This is a genomic window from Clostridium boliviensis, assembly GCF_033342255.1.
Classification (GTDB): domain Bacteria; phylum Bacillota; class Clostridia; order Lachnospirales; family Lachnospiraceae; genus Lacrimispora; species Lacrimispora boliviensis.
Map to the genome: position 1 here is coordinate 1 of NZ_JAWONS010000285.1, position 17,800 is coordinate 17,800.

The 17,800-nt window shown below is 44.5% G+C and carries 17 protein-coding genes; 8 read left to right on the plus strand and 9 right to left on the minus strand.

What is annotated here, in order from left to right:
* Positions 1-114: 114 nt before the first annotated feature.
* From RZO55_RS19780 to RZO55_RS19790, 3 genes are read left to right on the plus strand one after another with little or no spacing between them, the layout of a single operon-like run.
* Entirely contained in the window at positions 115-546 is a 432-nt protein-coding gene (locus tag RZO55_RS19780) for a DUF4430 domain-containing protein (RefSeq protein ID WP_318065988.1), read from the plus strand.
* A complete protein-coding gene (locus RZO55_RS19785; RefSeq protein WP_318065989.1) occupies positions 543-1,058 on the plus strand; it encodes a hypothetical protein in 516 nt (171 codons plus the stop codon). Before RZO55_RS19780 ends, RZO55_RS19785 begins: the two co-directional genes overlap by 4 nt.
* 19 nt (positions 1,059-1,077) lie before the next feature.
* Positions 1,078-2,283 carry a class I SAM-dependent rRNA methyltransferase gene (locus RZO55_RS19790; RefSeq protein ID WP_318065990.1) on the plus strand — a complete coding sequence of 402 codons (1,206 nt, stop codon included), beginning with the start codon at positions 1,078-1,080 and terminating at the stop codon, positions 2,281-2,283.
* Positions 2,284-2,377: 94 nt separating this feature from the next.
* Here the strand turns inward: RZO55_RS19790 and RZO55_RS19795 are convergent, their stop codons facing one another.
* The 9 genes from RZO55_RS19795 to RZO55_RS19835 form a co-directional block, all read right to left on the minus strand.
* Positions 2,378-4,315, minus strand: a complete 1,938-nt coding sequence (locus RZO55_RS19795) for an oxidoreductase (RefSeq protein WP_318065991.1) — start codon at positions 4,313-4,315, stop codon at positions 2,378-2,380.
* A 134-nt stretch (positions 4,316-4,449) separates the two neighbouring features.
* Entirely contained in the window at positions 4,450-5,997 is a 1,548-nt protein-coding gene (locus tag RZO55_RS19800; protein WP_318065992.1) for a PucR family transcriptional regulator, read from the minus strand.
* A gap of 108 nt (positions 5,998-6,105) precedes the next feature.
* Positions 6,106-7,056 (minus strand): polysaccharide deacetylase family protein, encoded by a 951-nt coding sequence (locus tag RZO55_RS19805; protein ID WP_318065993.1) that lies wholly within the window; start codon positions 7,054-7,056, stop codon positions 6,106-6,108.
* A gap of 118 nt (positions 7,057-7,174) precedes the next feature.
* Positions 7,175-9,166 (minus strand): oxidoreductase, encoded by a 1,992-nt coding sequence (locus RZO55_RS19810; RefSeq protein WP_318065994.1) that lies wholly within the window; start codon positions 9,164-9,166, stop codon positions 7,175-7,177.
* A 70-nt stretch (positions 9,167-9,236) separates the two neighbouring features.
* Entirely contained in the window at positions 9,237-9,965 is a 729-nt protein-coding gene (locus RZO55_RS19815) for a PHP domain-containing protein (protein ID WP_318065995.1), read from the minus strand.
* Positions 9,946-10,296, minus strand: a complete 351-nt coding sequence (locus RZO55_RS19820) for a hypothetical protein (protein ID WP_318065996.1) — start codon at positions 10,294-10,296, stop codon at positions 9,946-9,948. The genes RZO55_RS19815 and RZO55_RS19820 overlap by 20 nt, the downstream gene beginning before the upstream one ends.
* Entirely contained in the window at positions 10,274-11,686 is a 1,413-nt protein-coding gene (locus RZO55_RS19825) for a [Fe-Fe] hydrogenase large subunit C-terminal domain-containing protein (protein ID WP_318065997.1), read from the minus strand. Before RZO55_RS19825 ends, RZO55_RS19820 begins: the two co-directional genes overlap by 23 nt.
* A 36-nt stretch (positions 11,687-11,722) precedes the next feature.
* On the minus strand, positions 11,723-12,142 hold the full coding sequence (locus tag RZO55_RS19830; protein WP_439100067.1) for an ATP-binding protein: 420 nt from the start codon (positions 12,140-12,142) through the stop codon (positions 11,723-11,725).
* A gap of 2 nt (positions 12,143-12,144) precedes the next feature.
* Entirely contained in the window at positions 12,145-12,492 is a 348-nt protein-coding gene (locus RZO55_RS19835) for a DRTGG domain-containing protein (RefSeq protein ID WP_318065999.1), read from the minus strand.
* 209 nt (positions 12,493-12,701) lie between these two features.
* On the opposite strand from RZO55_RS19835, the gene RZO55_RS19840 reads away from it, so the two are divergent.
* Genes RZO55_RS19840 through RZO55_RS19860 form a run of 5 tightly spaced genes read left to right on the plus strand, consistent with a single transcriptional unit; the run spans position 12,702 to position 17,731 of the window.
* Complete coding sequence (locus tag RZO55_RS19840) at positions 12,702-13,196, plus strand: NADH-quinone oxidoreductase subunit NuoE family protein (RefSeq protein ID WP_318066000.1); 495 nt, start codon at positions 12,702-12,704, stop codon at positions 13,194-13,196.
* A gap of 12 nt (positions 13,197-13,208) precedes the next feature.
* Entirely contained in the window at positions 13,209-13,766 is a 558-nt protein-coding gene (locus tag RZO55_RS19845) for an ATP-binding protein (protein WP_318066001.1), read from the plus strand.
* A 24-nt stretch (positions 13,767-13,790) separates the two neighbouring features.
* Positions 13,791-14,168: a (2Fe-2S) ferredoxin domain-containing protein gene (locus RZO55_RS19850; RefSeq protein WP_117415917.1), complete on the plus strand. Its 378-nt coding sequence runs from the start codon at positions 13,791-13,793 to the stop codon at positions 14,166-14,168.
* 12 nt (positions 14,169-14,180) lie between these two features.
* Entirely contained in the window at positions 14,181-15,968 is a 1,788-nt protein-coding gene (locus RZO55_RS19855) for an NADH-ubiquinone oxidoreductase-F iron-sulfur binding region domain-containing protein (protein ID WP_318066002.1), read from the plus strand.
* A 17-nt stretch (positions 15,969-15,985) separates the two neighbouring features.
* Positions 15,986-17,731 (plus strand): NADH-dependent [FeFe] hydrogenase, group A6, encoded by a 1,746-nt coding sequence (locus RZO55_RS19860; protein ID WP_318066003.1) that lies wholly within the window; start codon positions 15,986-15,988, stop codon positions 17,729-17,731.
* Positions 17,732-17,800: the final 69 nt, after the last annotated feature.

Sequence of the window (17,800 nt, forward strand, 5' to 3'; positions counted from 1 at the left end):
ATACATCATTGGAGTTTTTAAGAAAAGATGGAAATTCTTATCTTGCGGCAGTCCTCCCATCCATGCTATACTAATCTGTGCTATTGGAATAATGAAAAAGGAAGTCAGCATAACATGAATCGATTCAAAAGGCTCTCTCCCTTTTTGGGAGGCTGTGCAGCGATAGCAGTCCTGACACTGCTGTTAATCATCTATACTCTGACAAGACCTGTCCCCATGGTTGGAACGAAGAATATCACCGTAGATGTGGTATATGAAGACGGAGGGACGGACCACTACCAATTAACAACAGAAGCGCGGTACTTATTAGACGCTCTGAAAACAATACCGAATCTGACAATTGAAGGAAATACAACAGAAGAACTGGGCTTAATGGTGACCAGCATTAACGGCAGACAGGCAGATTATAAAACAGACGGTGCGTACTGGGCTGTTCTTTGCGACGACGAACCATGCAGCTACGGCGTAAGCCAGCAGGCAATTAAGGATGGGGAACACTACACCTTCCAATACACCCCTACAGGCGGTAAAGGCGGATCTTCATGACTTCCCATCGCCCCATGACCACAAAAAGGCTGGTAATTGATGCGTTTTTATGTGCAATTTTGTTTATCAGTCAGGTCAGCTTATCCTGGCTCCCAAATGTGGAGCTGGTCTCTTTATTTTTAATTTTATACACTCTGGTATTTGGCAGACACGTATGGATCATCCTGTACGTGTTTGTTCTGTTGGAAGGACTGTTCTGGGGGATTGGTATGTGGTGGTTTTCCTACTTATATGTATGGGCACTGATCCCCGCCTCCGTTTTTCTGCTTTACAAAAAGCACTGCCCTTCTCCTGTCTCAGCTGCGCTGCTGGCTGGAAGCTTTGGTATGCTGTTTGGATTGTTTTCCTCTCTGCCCGCAGTTCTCACCGGAGGCTTATCTGCAGCCTTTGTCTGGTGGACTGCAGGCATACCATATGATATTCTTCACGGTATGGGGAACTTCATTGTTTCACTTATTTTATTTAAACCCTTATATCAGCTGCTGACTGCGCTAAAGCAGCATCAATTATAAAACAAAGGAGTATCTGACTATGGAAACAGCTGTCGTTAGAATTAAAAAGGGAGAAGGCCGTTCCTTAAAAGCCGGCGGAATGTGGATTTACGATAACGAAATAGATGCAATTACAGGAGATTTTATAAACGGAGATATCATCACAGTCCAGGATTTTGATGGCTACTGTATGGGCCGAGGATTTATAAACACCAATTCTAAAATTACAGTCCGCATGCTGACACGAAAAAAAGACGTGGAAATCAATGAGGAGTTTATTGAAATGCGGGTTCGTAACGCATGGGAATACCGTAAGACTACCGTAGACACCAGCAGCTGCCGTATCATCTTCGGAGAAGCAGATTTTCTTCCGGGAATCGTTGTGGACAAGTTTTCCGATATTCTTGTAGTGGAATCCCTGGCTCTTGGAATCGACCGAATGAAGCCCCTGATTTTAGAAAAGCTGAAATCCATACTGGCAGAAGAGGGAATCCATATCCGGGGAATCTATGAGCGAAGCGATGCAAAGGTCCGTCTTCAGGAGGGAATGGAACGTTTTAAGGGATTCATCGGCGAATCCTTTGACACCAAGGTGGAGATTACGGAAAATGATGTCAAATATATGGTAGATGTAGAAGATGGTCAGAAAACCGGTTTCTTTCTGGATCAGAAATACAACCGTCTTGCCATAAAACGCCTATGCAGGGAGAAACGGGTCCTGGACTGCTTCACCCACACCGGTTCTTTCGCCTTAAACGCAGGAATTGCGGGTGCAAGAGAAGTGATTGGCGTTGATGCCTCTGAGCTTGGCGTTGCCCAGGCAAGGGAAAATGCTGAGTTAAACGGTCTTTCAGACCGGGTTTCCTTCCAATGCGCTGATGTCTTTGAACTCCTTCCTGAGTTAGAGAAAAACGGAGAAAAATTCGATGTAGTCATCCTGGATCCCCCTGCATTCACTAAATCCAGAAACTCCGTTAAAAACGCAGTGAAGGGTTACAGGGAGATTAATATCCGGGGATTAAAGCTCGTTAAGGACGGCGGTTATTTAGCAACCTGCTCCTGCTCCCATTTCATGACTCCCGAACTATTTACGAAAACCATACGGGAAGCGGCTGTAAGCGCCCATAAGCGCCTGCGTCAGGTGGAATACCGCACCCAGTCTGCAGACCATCCGATTCTCTGGAGCGGAGATGAAAACTCCTACTATTTAAAGTTCTATATTTTTCAGGTTTGTGATGAAAAATAAATAATAAAATAGCTGCTTTAATAAAAAAATCAGGTTAGAAATCCTCGTGTGTGGATTCCCAACCTGATTTTTCTATTATTCTGTCTCCAACGCTTTACCGCAAAGACATAGCAGCATACATACCGCTTCTCACAGCACCGCCGACCTTGCCGACTACCGTACAGTCACCAATCAGACACACCTTATTATGGTATTTTGCATCAATAGCTTTAGCATTCTTATTGTTCGGCTTCATTCCAAAGGACGCGACGATTGTATTTCCTTCAATAAAAACTTCTTTCCCATCCTTTTGCATTGCTTTAACACCTTCTGCCGTGATTTCAAGCACCTTGTGTCCTGTATAAAGTTCCACGTTATTCTCTAAAAGCATTGGTATTAAAGCGGCTTTATTTATCATATGATCTCCCGCCGCTACTTCATCAAGCATTTCTATGACTGCAACCTTTTTTCCTTTCATAGCTGTTTCCAAAGCACTGTCACAGGCAGATAAACCGCCGCCGCAATAGACGATCTTATCTCCTTTCAGCTTGCTTTTATCAAGATGTGCCTCCAGCACATTAATCGTATTCTCAATCCCTTTAATCGGCGGAACTAAGGGAACTGCTCCTGCAGCGATAATAATCGCATCAGCATTTTCAAGAACCGGACTTTCTTCTTCTATTTCAGCATTAACATGTACTGATACACCTGCTAATTCCAATTGGCGTTTATACCAGGTAATCAATTCTCGCAGCTGACTCTTAAAAGGAGGAGTTGCCGCGCTGCGCAATTGACCGCCCAGATCACTTTCCTTTTCATACAAGTCAACCGTGTGTCCCATGAGTGCAGCAGTTCTGGCTGCTTCCATTCCGCCAGGTCCGCCTCCAATTACGACTACATGCTGCGGTTTTTCAGACTTCTGAAGTTTGAATCGCTTTTCAAATCCAGTGGCCGGATTGACCGAGCAGCTGATTTTTGTCAGTCTGGTCAGAATTCTTCCAATACAGTCATCGTTGCAGCGAATGCAGGGCCTGATCTCATCGCGGCGGTTACTTAAAATTTTGTTTGCCATCTCCGGTTCGGCGATTAATGGTCTTCCCATTAATACAAAATCAGCATACCCGCTTTCGATTAACTGAACCGCTGTTTCAGGAGTATGATTGCCGGCATTCAGCAGGGGAATTCGTACTGCCTTACGTGCAACCTCGCAAACATCAGCCATACAGGCGTCTCCCAAATAAGCAGGAGGAAAAATATAATCTATATTTTCATAGCTGCCGCTGTCAACATCCAATGCGTCAACCCCTGCCTTTTCCAGTTCCTGCATCAGAGGGATGGTTTCTTCAAAGGTACGGCCGCCTTCAAAATTATGCTTTACTGCCATTCTAAACAGAATCGGCATATCGGGTCCCACCGCTTCCCGTATGGACTGTACGATTTCTACAGCAAAACGCATACGGTTTTGGGGAGTACCACCATACTCATCTTTTCTCTTATTCCAGATTTCAGACATGAACTGGTCGATGAGATATCCGGCATGTCCATGAATTTCAATCGCATCAAATCCTGCATCCCTGAGCACTTTTGCGGAGAAGGCAAATTGTTTCATAATCGTCTTAATTTCATCAATGGTTAGTTCACGACAAAGTAAATTTGGATCAAACATGGAAGGAATTGCTGAAGATGATACAGGCGCCTTTCCATTTAACATGTTTGGAAATGCATTTTTTCCAGTACCGCAGCTGAGCTGTGCACAAATTTTCGTTCCATAGCGGTGAACTGCTTCCACTAATGTGGTTAATTGAGGGATCACGTAAGTATTGTCCAGATAACCTTCCATTGATCCCTGGGCCAGTTCCTTCGTTAAAAACTGGCAGCCCATTATAATAAGTCCTGTTCCTCCTTTTGCCCGCTCCTCAAAATAGTCAATTTCATCATCAGCAATTGTTCCGTCAATATGACCTGAGTTTAATCCCATTGGTGCCATAGCGATTCGGTTCTTTACCGTCATATTTCCGATAGAAAATGGTGTGTTTAAAATATCGTAATTCATTTGCCGCCTCCGTTTTAAGTAATTGTTAAATATGAATATAATTATCGTAACATATTTACGTGCTTTTATTCATCGTGCATTTATTTAGAAAAAGGCAGTCAGCAATGACATAACTGCACAAATGAGAAATTATCTCACCGGCTGATGTATTCTAATATCTTATAAGAAAAATAGAGTGTCATATAACAGTCCCTGTTGTAAATATCCACGGATAACAGTTCCTGTATCTTTGTTAAGCGGTAATTCATAGTATTTCTGTGAATATACAGTTCATCTGCGGAAGCGGCTAAATTCCCCATATTTACAATATATGTATAAAGACTTCTTAAATAATCTGTTTTATGATTCCTGTCATATTCTTTTAATCTTAATATATCCGGATGACAATAACGGATCAGATTCTTTTGTTCTTTTATCTGGTCTAACATATCATAAATCCCATAATCTTCATAACGATATACCGGCAGCGCAGAATCGTCTCTTTTCCCAAGCCGGATTGCTGCCAGGGACTGCTGATAAGCCACTGGAATCTCCATTGTTTTATCAAAGCACTGACTGACACCTGCAATCATATGCATTTGCTTCAGATAATGGGATAAAGGCTCAATATCCTGGTTTGTTATATATTGAGATTGTTTACAGCCTGTAATGAATATTAAATTATTGTCATGAAACGTTAATTCCCCGTCGGAATTTTTGAAAAGCTTTGATTCTCTTATAAAAGAAATCAAACCAAACGTTTCTGAGTAATGATTATATTGAATAACAATCAGATACTTTCTATCCGGTAATTTCCATTTCAGCCGCTTTGCCCTGTCTGTGATTAATTCTGGCTCTGTAAGAGTCCCCTGTATTAAATCTGAGATAAAACGGTTGGCCAGCCAGTTATATTTATAACCTGAAGTCTGACTGTTTTTCATCTCATCCGCGATGACATCACAGATAAATTCAGTTATTTCCAAATCCTTATCCGTGAAGGACCGGTTATATTCAAGGACCGCCAGATGCCCTATAATACGCTGTTCCAGCCGTATTACGCAAAAGATCCTTTTATACTTGTAACCATCTCCAAGACTTCCAATGACCGCTTTTCTGCTTTGCACTGTTTTCTCAATCCACTGCTTAAAATTATACTTCTGGGTATATTCATAAGTTGTAAATCCCATATTCCGATATTCCATCCAGGGAAGATCATCTACCTCCTTAAAATCGGATGCCGCTAATAAACGGTGATTATTATCTCCCAGCATAACGGGATTTCCTAATAATTCACTGGCTATATCTATAATATAAGGCAGCCCCCGTCCCTGAATTATGGTATGAAACAGTGCTGCAGGCCGCTCTATTAACGAATACTGGTCAACAAGTATATCGGTAACATAATTTAAAAGTTCTTCTGTCGTTATGTCAGGTTTTATATAAACGAAATTGGTATGACAGCTCTGATTTACAATGTCAGAACCATCAGGAAAGGATGAATTTTCAAGAATCAGAACATTCATAGGAAAATGCCCGCTGGTAACATGACGCAACGATTCATTCCTGCCAATATAGAGTATATTAGAATCAAATACAGCAATACGGTCCACTAAGAGTTTTACGCCCCGTATCTTCTGATTTTCTTCACATAAAACTGACTTTAAAATAATATCATTATCTAATTTTTCAATAATATCTTTCATTTTTAACATCAATGGCTTCACCTATTCCTTCTCATTATAACAAAAAACACCCTGATAGTAAGACCCATTCCCATTCTTACTATCAGAGCACTTTTTTCCACCCTCTTCTTAACGATAAAACTGGGAATAAACCCCGCCTGGAACCACTCCGCCCCGATAGCTGGCAAGCTCGCTGACTGTAACCAGCTGATATCCTTCCTCGGATAATCTTCGGATAATCTCAATCGCAGCAGCTCCGCTTTGTGGATAAAGTTCATGCATCAGCACAATATCCCCATCCCGTACACGGCTCATTACTGTCTGAATGGTTTTCGCCGTATTCCTTGTCTTCCAGTCCAGAGTATCAATGCTCCACATAATCATGGGAGCGTGGACATTCTGAAGAACTGTGCTGTTCTTATTCCCTCCCGGCAGTCTGACCAGCACCGGACGAACTCCGCAGACAGCCTGTACCGCATCATTGCAGCGGTTGATCTGGCTTTGAATCTGCTGCGGGCCTAATTTGTTTAAATACTTATGTTCATATGTATGATTCCCAATCTCATGCCCCTCTGCCGCCATACGTTTCAACTCATCAGGATAATATGCCGCCCGGTTTCCCACCACGAAAAAGGTTGCTTTACCGCCGTACTGTGCCAGGCTGTCCATAATCTGATTCCCTACGGGAGCGTAAGGACCGTCATCAAAGGTAAGGGCCACCATGGGTCTGGAAGGATCAATCACTCTTCCTGCCGGCTGTCCGTCGTTGTCCGCTGTCTCCTGCTGACTCGTATCTGCTGTAGTTTGACTTACTGCTTCCGCCTGTGACTGTGTAGCTTTCTCTGTCTGAATCTCTTCCTGCTTTCCAGGCTGTGAAGAGACATTCCCGTATTCATCCACCCATCTGGCCACTCCTGGCCCCAGGTTTTCATCTATCCACCTCCCCCGTACTTCTGCTGCTGTTTCCTGGGCAGCTGCCGCCGTCTCATATGCCATAGACGGAAAAGGCGAAGCCGGTATAAAGGCTATGATAAGGGCAAGGACTATTACACCCATACCCAGTTGTAAAAATTTCTTCATGAAACATCATTCCTTTCCCTGTTACTAACCACTACTATACAGGAAATGGATTAAAATGGAAAGTAAAATATAAAAACCCTGAAGCACAATTTACTGTACTTCAGAGTTTTCATACTATTTATATATGATTTGCAACCTCAAATGCATCCCAGATGGCATACATGATATTAGAGACTTTCTTTGCGTCTCCCAGAAGATAGATTTCCGGCACATCAAATTCCAGTTCTTTATAAAGACTGTCCTCTTCCTTATATCCAACTGCCAGAATTACACTGTCACAGGGGATTTTCTTTTGTTCCTCTCCCACTGAGGCCGTCAGGGTTCCATCTTCATATCCGGTTACGCAGGCTCCTGTAAGAACATCGACTCCCTTATATGGAACCAGCCTCTCAAGCATATCCTTATTGGCATGGCAGAGAGGTCCGTTAACTGCCAGCAGCTTATCCAGTGCTTCTATGAGGGTGACCTTTTTGCCCTGCTCTGCCAGCCACAGTGCCAGTTCACAGCCAACCAGTCCGCCTCCGATTACAGCTGTCGTCCCGCCACAGTCCTTTTTCTTTAAAAGCACATCCACAGCCGTATATACATGTTCATCTTCACCCAGAGAAAATATCTTTGGTTTGGATCCCGTAGCAACAATCACAGTATCATATCCACCGGATAAAACCTCCTCTTTTGTCACTTCCGTATTCATATAAACCGGTACATTCAGCTTTTTCATCTGCGTCTCATACCAGCCGGCAAGAGCAATATCATCCTCTTTAAAGTCAGGTGCTCCGCCAGGTATTAAATTGCCTCCCAGACGGTTCCCCTTCTCAAAAACCTCCGGTTTATGTCCTCTTATAGCAAGAACTCTGGCAGCTTCACATCCAGCCACGCCTCCGCCTATAATCATCACCTTTTTAGGAGCAGTAATCGGCTCATAAGCTGTGTAGCGTTCCCTTGCAGCCCGGGGATTTACTGCACAGTTAATCATAGAATATTCCTGAATCCGTCCCATGCAGCCTTCCTGGCAGGAAATACAGGGGCGGATTTCTTCTCCTCTGCCGCTTCGTAACTTATTGACATAATCCGGATCTGCTAAAAGAGGACGCCCTAAATTAATGATATCACACTCACCAAGTTTTACGGATTCCGATGCCATAACCGGGTTGTCCATGCGTCCGGCACAAAGAACCGGTACGTCCACCACTTCCTTCACCATCTTGCAGTATTTCCTGTAAAGTCCCTTTTCCTGATACATCGGGGGGTGGTTCCACCACCATGCATCATAGGTTCCCACATCTGTGTCCAGAGCATCATAGCCGTACTGGACCAAGAGCTTTGCTGCTTTAAGACCTTCCTCAATATCTCTGCCCTTCTCGTCAAAATCCTCTCCAGGAAGAGCGCCGTCTCTCCAGTCCTTTATCATGCTCTTTAAGCTGAAACGCAGGGAAACAGGGAAATCATCTCCGCATCGGGATTTAATCTCTTCCACCACCTCTTTGGCAAAGCGCAGACGGTTTTCCAATGAACCGCCGTATTCGTCCGTTCGTTGATTAAACATGGTAATCGCAAACTGATCCAGTAAATATCCTTCATGAACTGCATGAACCTCAATTCCGTCAAAACCTCCCCGTTTTGCATTATGGGCCCCATCACCGAAGGATTTAACAATGCTTCTGATCTCTTCCTTTGTGAGGGGTCTGCACATCTTGTCCAGCCAGCGGTGAGGAATTTCAGACGGTGCCACTGGCGGAAATTCTCCTAAATTGGTGGGAATGGTTACACGTCCGAATCCGGCAGACATCATAAGAAAAATTTTACTTCCATACGCATGGACACGCTCTGTCATTTCTTTGCTGGTTCTTACAAAATGTACTGCATTATAAGTGGAGTTTGGGCAGTTTGGCATACTTGTGGTTTCCACCTTACAGTCAGAAAAGGTGACACCTGTAATAATCAGTCCTGTGCCTCCCTTTGCCCGTTCCGTATAGTAATCAATACCTCTCTGGTTAAACCCGCCATCTGCATCGGCCAGTCCAAGAGGTCCCATTGGCGCCAGCGCAAACCGGTTCTTTATGGTGACGGAACCTATTTGAATCGGTGTGAATAAATTCTTGTATTTCATAATGCCTCCTTGTTAATGGTCTAACATCTGATTAACATGATAATGCTAATTATGCCAGAAATACGAATAATTAATTCACCGATCTTCCTTTTAAAAGGGCAGCAATGATACCTTCCGCACTTTTTTCTATTGCCTGCATGGTCAGTCCCTGTTCTTTGATATCTCCCAGCTGATGTGCATCAGAATTCGTCAGGATCAGGCAGTTCTCAAGATAGGGGTTTTTTTTTACCAGTTCCGGCAGCCGGTTCCTGTCCCTTACTTCCGCCGCAGTAAATCGGCTGTCCGGAGGTACAAAACCCAGGTTCGACAAAAGACTGTTGGCGTTTTTGTCCAAATGGGCAGGGAACATGACACCTCCATAGGATCTGACCAGTTCGAAAAGACCGTCAAATGATATCTCCGTAGAATTAATTAAAAGATTGTCCACTGTTCCGTCCTGTTCATCATCCTTATTATATATCAATTGATTTCCGAAGATCTCCACCTTATTGGGAAAGGGAATCAGTTTCTTTTCCACGTATGCATCAAATTCCATAGCCTTTGAAAGTTCCGGAAAGAGGCAGACCGCATGTACCTCCTCCGACGTACAGATCTCCATTCCGGGAATTGCAAGAATTCCAAACTCATTTGCAAAATGAAGAACTGCAGGACAGTTCTTACAAGAATTGTGATCTGTTACTGCAATCACATCAAGCCCTTTCAGCGCAGCCATCCCAACAATGTTACCAGGCGTCATATCGTCATCGCCGCAGGGGGATAAGCAGGAATGAATATGGAAATCATACTGAAGCATCTTCATTGGAAAGCCTTTTTTCTATCAGCAGAGCTGCCTCAAAAATGGGAAGCCCGGTCTTTAACACAGTAATATTCTGTTCCTTTGCCTTTTGCTTTGCTGCATCATCAGGTATCACCCCCTCTGCCAGAATCACGCAGGCCGCGTCTGTCAGTGAAGCAACCGCAAGAGTATTCATGTTTCCCATAACAGTCACCCAGGCACAGCCCTCAGGCGCTTTGCCCATGGCAATACTTAATAAATCACAGCAAAATGGCTTTGTGATACGTCTGTCCGTTCGTTCTCCCACATGGATTGTCTCAAATTCTCCCGTATCAATCAGTTCCTTTATCGTCATTTTGATTTCTCCCCTCTTTCCTGTCAAGCTGGTTCATTTCATCAGAAATCCTTACTATATATGAAGTCATGGCCCGAAACTTACTGTAGCTGTCTCCCTCTCCTTCTTCAATATCAGCCGCCAGTCTGGCAACCTCCTTGGTCAGCTTGTGAACATTGTCCCTGAGAAAATAGATACAGTCCGATTCCGCGGCTTCTCCCCTGACGATATCCTCAGCCAGAGCTTTACAGGTGGGTGCCCCGCAGGAGCCGCAGTCCAGTCCCGGAAATTTCTTCAGAAGCCGCTCGACCTGATTAAGCCTTGCAAAGCTCTCCATCATGGTATCTCCTAAGTGAAATACCGGTTCATACTGGACCATGCTGGTCCATTTCACAAGCTTCTCACCTCCTGATTCCATATGGCTTCTGGCTACAGGCATATATTTTCTCAGACGTTTTAATTTTACTTCTGCCACATAGGGATTTTCTACGGTTAAAACGCCCCCCACACAGCCGCCGTTGCAGGCATTTAACTCCACAAATTTTAAGTTCGTAAATTTCTGGTCTTCCATATCCTCAAGGACCCGTATGACATTTTCAATTCCATCCGCAGCTAAGTAATCCTCTGTAAACAGACCGCTTGCCTCTCCTCCGCTTCTTCCCCAGCTGACGCCGATTTTACCGGAAGTTCCAATCTCCGGAGGTTCCTCTCCCACCGCTTTCATACAGGAAAGAAGCCTTGGATAAACATCTTTAATAGCCAGGACCCTGTCGATTTCACTGTGTTCCGTTCCCAGCGGAGATCTTGCATAAGTCACCTTTGAGGGACAGGGGGAAATAAAAATGATACCAATCTTTTCCCTGGGCAGCCCCGTTAATTCCATGGCCCTTTTTAAAGCAAGTATGGCCGCTACCTCTACCGGCGGATTGAGGGGCAGAAGATTAGGAATCAGATTGGGAAACCTTACCCTGATAAGCCGCACTACGGAAGGGCAGGCCGTGCTGATAAGCGGAAGCTTATCCGAATTTTTGCTTAAGTACTCTCTGGTTGCCTCACTGACCAGCTCCGCTGCTGCACTTACTTCAAAAACATCATCAAAACCCATGAGCAAAAGAGCATTCAGCACAATGTTCACGTCATCTAAGTTATTGAACTGGCTGTACAGGGAAGGGGCCGGGAGGGCTACCGTATATTCAAACTGCTTTAAATCCTCCAGGGTATCGTAAATGGCATGTTTGGCGTGATGAGGACACACACGGATGCATTCCCCGCAGTCAATACAGAATTTGCTGTTAATCTGCGCCTTTTTATTTCTGACTCTGATCGCCTGAGTCGGACAGCGCTTAATGCAGTTAATGCAGCCCATGCACAGATCCTCGTCAAGCCTTACTGAATGATAAAATTTATCCAATGGCTCACCCCTTTTTGTATTCATCGTATTTTGCGGTTACAGATTCACCACCATACGTATGGTAGTACCTTCTCCAATTACCGTATGTATCTCCATCTCATCGGAATACTTTTTCATATTAGGCAGTCCCATTCCCGCCCCGAACCCAAGCGAGCGCACCGCGTCCGGCGCAGTGGAATATCCTGCCTGCATGGCAAGGTCTATATCAGGAATCCCCGGGCCTACATCCTCTAAAATCATTTCTATGCTCTCCGTTGTCATATGTACCGTAATTTCTCCGCCTTTCGCATGAATGACCATATTGATCTCCCCCTCATACATAGCAATGGCAACCTTTCTTACAGCTTCCGGTGTGACGCCCATTTTTTTTAATTTGCTCTTCACATCGCTGCTTGCTTCCCCTGCTCTCGTAAAATCATCAGGGGAGATGGTATACTGAAACGTAATCACATCCATCATCAAATCGCACCTCCGTGAAGTCCCGCCTCATAAAGCATTCCGCAGGCGGAAAACATGCGATGTCCGGTGGACAGAAGTATAATTCCCCTTTCAGCTGCCATTTGAAGCATGGCTTCGTCTGGTTTTTTCCCTCGTACAAATACGATACACACGATATCTAACATTTCAGCAGTCCGGACCACCTGAGGATTGCAAAGCCCTGTCAGCAGGACAGAATGATCTTTAGAATAGGCAAGCACATCACTCATCATATCTGAGCCGCATACACTTCTCACCTCCTCAGACATATGTTCCTCTCCCACAAGCACCTTTGCACCCAGTATTTTCCTGATGTCTTCTACTGTCATATGGTCCTTCTCCTCCATTCATTCACTCTATTCGCACAATTCATGACATTATTGATAATTATATCATAAATAGTACCTCTGGTGTATAAAATTACCACGAAATCATCGTTATTTTTTTGTCGAATCTTGATTAAAACTATAGATTTTTTCTCAATAACATGATAAAATATCAGTTACATTGCATAAGCAACATTGAAGGAGGTTATCAAATGACTTGTAAAAAACAAGGCGTCCAGTTTAACGGGACAAAAGAGCAGGAGGCTGCTTTGAAAGAAGTGATTTCCCAGCTCAAAGATACAAAAGGATCCCTGATGCCGATCATGCAGAAGGCTCAGGAGATTTATGGTTATCTTCCAATTGAAGTTCAGACCATTATTTCTGATGAAGCGGGAATCCCCCTTGAGAAGATTTATGGTGTTGCCACTTTTTATTCCCAGTTTGCGCTTCAGCCAAAGGGCAAATATCAGGTATCTGTCTGTCTTGGAACCGCATGCTACGTAAAAGGTTCCGGAGATATTTTCCATAAAATCGAGGATATACTTGGCATAACAAACGGAGAATGCACTCCGGATGGAAAGTTTTCCTTAGATTCCTGCCGCTGTGTAGGTGCCTGCGGTCTGGCTCCTGTCATGATGGTGAACGGAGAAGTTTACGGAAGACTGACAGCTGATGATGTTCCAGGTATTTTAGCCAAATACGAATAATTACATACGCTTATGATGACAGAGATTTCTTTAAATATTTTGGATGTGGCAGAGAACTCCACACGGGCAGGTGCCAGCCTCATTACCATTCTTGTATCTGTGAATACTTTAACAGACAAACTGACCGTTCAGCTTAGCGATGACGGCTGCGGAATGACAAAAGAACAGCTGGAACATGTAACAGACCCTTTTTTTACCACCCGTACGACCAGAAAGATCGGCCTTGGTATTCCGTTTTTTAAATATGCAGCGGAATCCACCGGGGGTAGTTTCTCCATAGAATCGGAACCGGGTATCGGTACGAAGACTACTGCTGTTTTCGGACTCTCCCATATAGACCGAATGCCCTTAGGTGATATGAACAGCACGATTCAGACACTGATCACCTGCCATCCGGATACAGATTTTCTCTATATCTATCGTTATAACGAAGCGTCCTTTGAGCTGGATACAAGACTCTTTCGGGAGATTCTTGGTGAGATCCCATTTGACTCGCCTGAGGTAGCCGCTTACATAAGGGAATATTTATTTGAAAACAAATTGGAAACTGATGGAGGCGCGGTCATTTAGACCCGTCAGAATTGGAGGATAAACATGAAGACTCTTGAAGAATTAAAAGCAATTCGCGAGAAGATGCAGAGTCAGGTCAGCATGCGCGGAGAAGACCATGCCCGTACCCGTATTTTAGTTGGTATGGCCACATGCGGAATTGCAAGCGGAGCAAGACCTGTTCTTAATAAATTGTCAGATCTGGTTCAGGAGAACCACATGACAGACCGTTTTTCTGTTACACAGACAGGCTGTATCGGTTTATGCCAGTATGAGCCGATCGTTGAAGTTTTAGAGCCAGGTAAAGAAAAAGTAACTTACATTAAGATGACAGCGGAGAAGGCAGAGGAAGTTTACAAAGAACATCTTCTGGGCGGACACGTTGTTCAAAACTACACATTATCATCTGCTGATATTAAATAAGGAGGATTAAGGATGTATCGTTCACACGTATTGGTTTGCGGCGGCACCGGATGTACTTCCTCCGGAAGCCAGCAGATTATGGTTAAATTAAGAGACGAATTAGGAAAACAGGGGCTTTCTGAAGAAGTATCAGTTGTACAGACCGGCTGTCATGGTCTTTGTGCTCTCGGCCCCATTATGATTATTTACCCGGATGCCACTTTTTATGCAATGGTAAAAGAAGAAGATATTCCGGAAATTGTCAGTGAACACTTATTAAAGGGACGTCCGGTAGAACGCCTTCTTTACGACGAGACTGTAACTCCGTCAGGAATCAAAGCCTTAAGTGATACCGATTTCTACAAGAAACAGCACAGAATCGCTTTAAGAAACTGCGGTGTTATTAATCCGGAGGAAATCGAAGAGTACATCGGTACCGGCGGATATCAGGCACTTGGTAAGGTTCTTACCGAAATGACTCCTGATGAAGTAATCCAGGTTCTTTTAGACAGCGGATTAAGAGGACGCGGCGGCGCTGGTTTCCCAACTGGTATGAAGTGGAAACTGGCAAAGCAGAATGATGCTGATCAGAAGTACGTATGCTGTAACGCAGATGAAGGTGACCCAGGCGCATTCATGGACCGTTCCGTATTAGAGGGAGATCCTCATGCATTGCTGGAAGCCATGACCATAGCAGGTTACGCTATCGGCGCATCCCAGGGCTATATCTACGTTCGTGCCGAGTACCCAATCGCTGTTGACCGTCTTAAGATTGCCATTGCACAGGCAAGAGAGATGGAACTTTTAGGTGATGATATCTTCGGAACAGGATTTTCCTTTAACATTGATCTCCGTCTGGGTGCAGGCGCATTCGTATGCGGCGAGGAAACGGCACTGATGGTATCCATCGAAGGAAACCGCGGCGAGCCAAGACCAAGACCTCCATTCCCTGCTCAGAAAGGTCTGTTTGGTAAACCAACCATCTTAAACAATGTTGAAACCTATTCAAATATCCCTCAGATCATCTTAAACGGCCCGGAATGGTTTGCTTCCATGGGTACAGAGAAATCCAAGGGAACTAAGGTATTCGCTTTAGGCGGCAAAATCCACAACACCGGTCTGGTAGAAGTTCCTATGGGTACCACACTGCGTGAAATTATTGAAGAGATCGGCGGCGGCATTCCTAACGGAAAGAAATTTAAAGCTGCTCAGACAGGCGGACCATCCGGCGGATGTATTCCTACTGAACATTATGATATCCCCATCGATTACGACAATCTTCTGTCAATCGGTTCCATGATGGGATCCGGCGGATTAATCGTAATGGATGAAACTGACTGTATGGTTGATATCGCTAAATTCTTCTTAGAGTTTACAGTTGAGGAATCCTGCGGTAAGTGTACCCCATGCCGTATTGGTACAAAGCGTATGCTTGAAATACTTGAAAAAATCACAAATGGACAGGCAAAACCGGAAGATTTAGATCGTCTGGAAGAACTGTGCTATTACGTTAAGGCTAACTCCGCATGCGGACTTGGACAGACAGCTCCAAACCCGGTACTTTCCACATTAAAGTACTTCCGTGATGAGTACAATGCCCATATTTACGAGAAAAAATGTCCGGCTGGTGTATGTAAGGCACTTCTTTCCTACTACATCGATGCTGACAAGTGTAAAGGCTGTACGCTTTGCGCAAGAAACTGTCCGGCTAACGCGATTACTGGCTCTGTAAAGAATCTGCATGTCATTGATCCTGAAAAATGTATCAAATGCGGCGTTTGTATGGAGAAATGTAAATTCGGCGCTGTCTATAAGAAATAATGGAGGGAGATTGTATCATGGAGAATATTACTATAAAAATCAATGGCATGGACGTAACCGCTCCGGCAGGCTCCACCATTCTGGAAGCTGCCAGACTTGCCCATGTTGAGATACCGACTTTATGCTTTTTAAAAGATACCAATGAAATAGCAGCCTGCCGTATCTGTACCGTTGAGATCAACGGAGGCAGACTTGCCGCTTCCTGCGTTTACCCGATCAATCCGGGTATGGAAGTAAAAACCAACACTCCAAGCCTTCGGGAATACAGAAAGAAGACACTTCAGCTGATTCTTTCCAACCATGACCGTTCCTGCTTATCCTGTGTCCGCAGCGGAAACTGCGAGCTGCAGACCTTATGTAAGGAACTGGGAGTGGATGCAGATAACTATTTCGACGGAGACAAGACTGCTTCCGTTATCGATGAGAGTGCTGCTCATATGGTCAGAGACAACAGCAAATGTATTCTCTGCCGCCGCTGTACCGCTGTATGCGAAAAAGTACAGGGAATCGGTGTAATCGGACCAAACGAGCGTGGTTTTGCTACCTTTATCGGTTCTGCTTTTGATATGGGACTTGGAGAAACCAGCTGTGTTTCCTGCGGACAGTGTATCGCAGTCTGCCCGACAGGCGCCCTTTACGAAAAAACCAGCATTGATGAAGTGGCTGCTGCCATTGCAGATCCTGCTAAGCATGTAATCGTTCAGACAGCACCTTCTGTACGCGCTGCTCTCGGAGAAGAATTTGACTATCCGATCGGAACCAATGTAGAAGGCAAGATGGCTGCTGCTCTCAGAAGACTGGGCTTTGATAAAGTATTCGATACCAACTTCAGTGCGGACTTAACCATTATGGAAGAGGCTCATGAATTCATTGAGCGCGTTCAGAACGGTGGTGTTCTTCCTATGATTACCTCCTGTTCTCCAGGCTGGGTAAAATACTGTGAGCACTACTTCCCGGATATGACAGAGAATTTATCTTCCTGTAAATCCCCGCAGCAGATGTTCGGCGCTATTGCCAAATCCTACTATGCAGAAAAGATGGGCTTAAAGCCTGAGGATATTGTATCCGTCAGCATCATGCCCTGTACAGCAAAGAAATTCGAAATCGGAAGAGATGATCAGGACGCCAACGGTGTTGCTGATGTAGACTATTCCTTAACTACCAGAGAATTAGCCAGAATGATCAAACAAGCTGGTATCCGTTTTAACAATCTTCCTGACGAAGAGTTTGATGCTCCTCTTGGAATCTATTCCGGTGCAGGTGTAATCTTCGGCGCAACCGGCGGTGTTATGGAAGCGGCCCTTCGTACTGCAGTGGAAACCTTAACAGGGGAAGAATTAAAGAAGCTGGAATTCAGTGATGTACGCGGAACTGCAGGCATCAAGGAAGCTACCTATCGCGTTGGCGATATGGACGTAAAAGTTGCTGTAGCTTCTGGACTTGGCAATGCAAGAGAGCTTTTAAACAAGGTTAAATCCGGTGAAGCAGATTATCACTTTATCGAAATCATGGGTTGTCCAGGCGGCTGTGTTAACGGCGGCGGTCAGCCTCAGCAGCCAGGATACGTACGCAATACCACAGATATCCGCACCCTGCGTGCAAAAGTTCTCTACGATGCAGATGCAGCGTTATCCATCCGTAAATCCCATGAGAACCCTGCTATCAAGGAACTTTATAATACATTCCTTGGCACCCCTGGAAGCGAGAAGGCACATCACCTTCTTCATACCAGCTATGTAAAAAGATCAATTAACGATAATTAATTTTTTACCTCCTTCTGCCAGTTCAGAAGGAGGTTTTTTATTAAAAAAATAACCGGAAATTATCCGGAA

What these genes read in the sequence shown, in the direction of transcription:
- RZO55_RS19780 (WP_318065988.1), top strand. Translation starts at nt 115, where the DNA reads ATGAATCGATTCAAAAGGCTCTCTCCCTTTTTGGGAGGCTGTGCAGCG.
- RZO55_RS19785 (WP_318065989.1), top strand. Translation starts at nt 543, where the DNA reads ATGACTTCCCATCGCCCCATGACCACAAAAAGGCTGGTAATTGATGCG.
- RZO55_RS19790 (WP_318065990.1), top strand. Translation starts at nt 1,078, where the DNA reads ATGGAAACAGCTGTCGTTAGAATTAAAAAGGGAGAAGGCCGTTCCTTA.
- RZO55_RS19795 (WP_318065991.1), bottom strand. Translation starts at nt 4,315, where the DNA reads ATGAATTACGATATTTTAAACACACCATTTTCTATCGGAAATATGACG.
- RZO55_RS19800 (WP_318065992.1), bottom strand. Translation starts at nt 5,997, where the DNA reads ATGAAAGATATTATTGAAAAATTAGATAATGATATTATTTTAAAGTCA.
- RZO55_RS19805 (WP_318065993.1), bottom strand. Translation starts at nt 7,056, where the DNA reads ATGAAGAAATTTTTACAACTGGGTATGGGTGTAATAGTCCTTGCCCTT.
- RZO55_RS19810 (WP_318065994.1), bottom strand. Translation starts at nt 9,166, where the DNA reads ATGAAATACAAGAATTTATTCACACCGATTCAAATAGGTTCCGTCACC.
- RZO55_RS19815 (WP_318065995.1), bottom strand. Translation starts at nt 9,965, where the DNA reads ATGAAGATGCTTCAGTATGATTTCCATATTCATTCCTGCTTATCCCCC.
- RZO55_RS19820 (WP_318065996.1), bottom strand. Translation starts at nt 10,296, where the DNA reads ATGACGATAAAGGAACTGATTGATACGGGAGAATTTGAGACAATCCAT.
- RZO55_RS19830 (WP_439100067.1), bottom strand. Translation starts at nt 12,142, where the DNA reads ATGGATGTGATTACGTTTCAGTATACCATCTCCCCTGATGATTTTACG.
- RZO55_RS19835 (WP_318065999.1), bottom strand. Translation starts at nt 12,492, where the DNA reads ATGACAGTAGAAGACATCAGGAAAATACTGGGTGCAAAGGTGCTTGTG.
- RZO55_RS19840 (WP_318066000.1), top strand. Translation starts at nt 12,702, where the DNA reads ATGACTTGTAAAAAACAAGGCGTCCAGTTTAACGGGACAAAAGAGCAG.
- RZO55_RS19845 (WP_318066001.1), top strand. Translation starts at nt 13,209, where the DNA reads ATGATGACAGAGATTTCTTTAAATATTTTGGATGTGGCAGAGAACTCC.
- RZO55_RS19850 (WP_117415917.1), top strand. Translation starts at nt 13,791, where the DNA reads ATGAAGACTCTTGAAGAATTAAAAGCAATTCGCGAGAAGATGCAGAGT.
- RZO55_RS19855 (WP_318066002.1), top strand. Translation starts at nt 14,181, where the DNA reads ATGTATCGTTCACACGTATTGGTTTGCGGCGGCACCGGATGTACTTCC.
- RZO55_RS19860 (WP_318066003.1), top strand. Translation starts at nt 15,986, where the DNA reads ATGGAGAATATTACTATAAAAATCAATGGCATGGACGTAACCGCTCCG.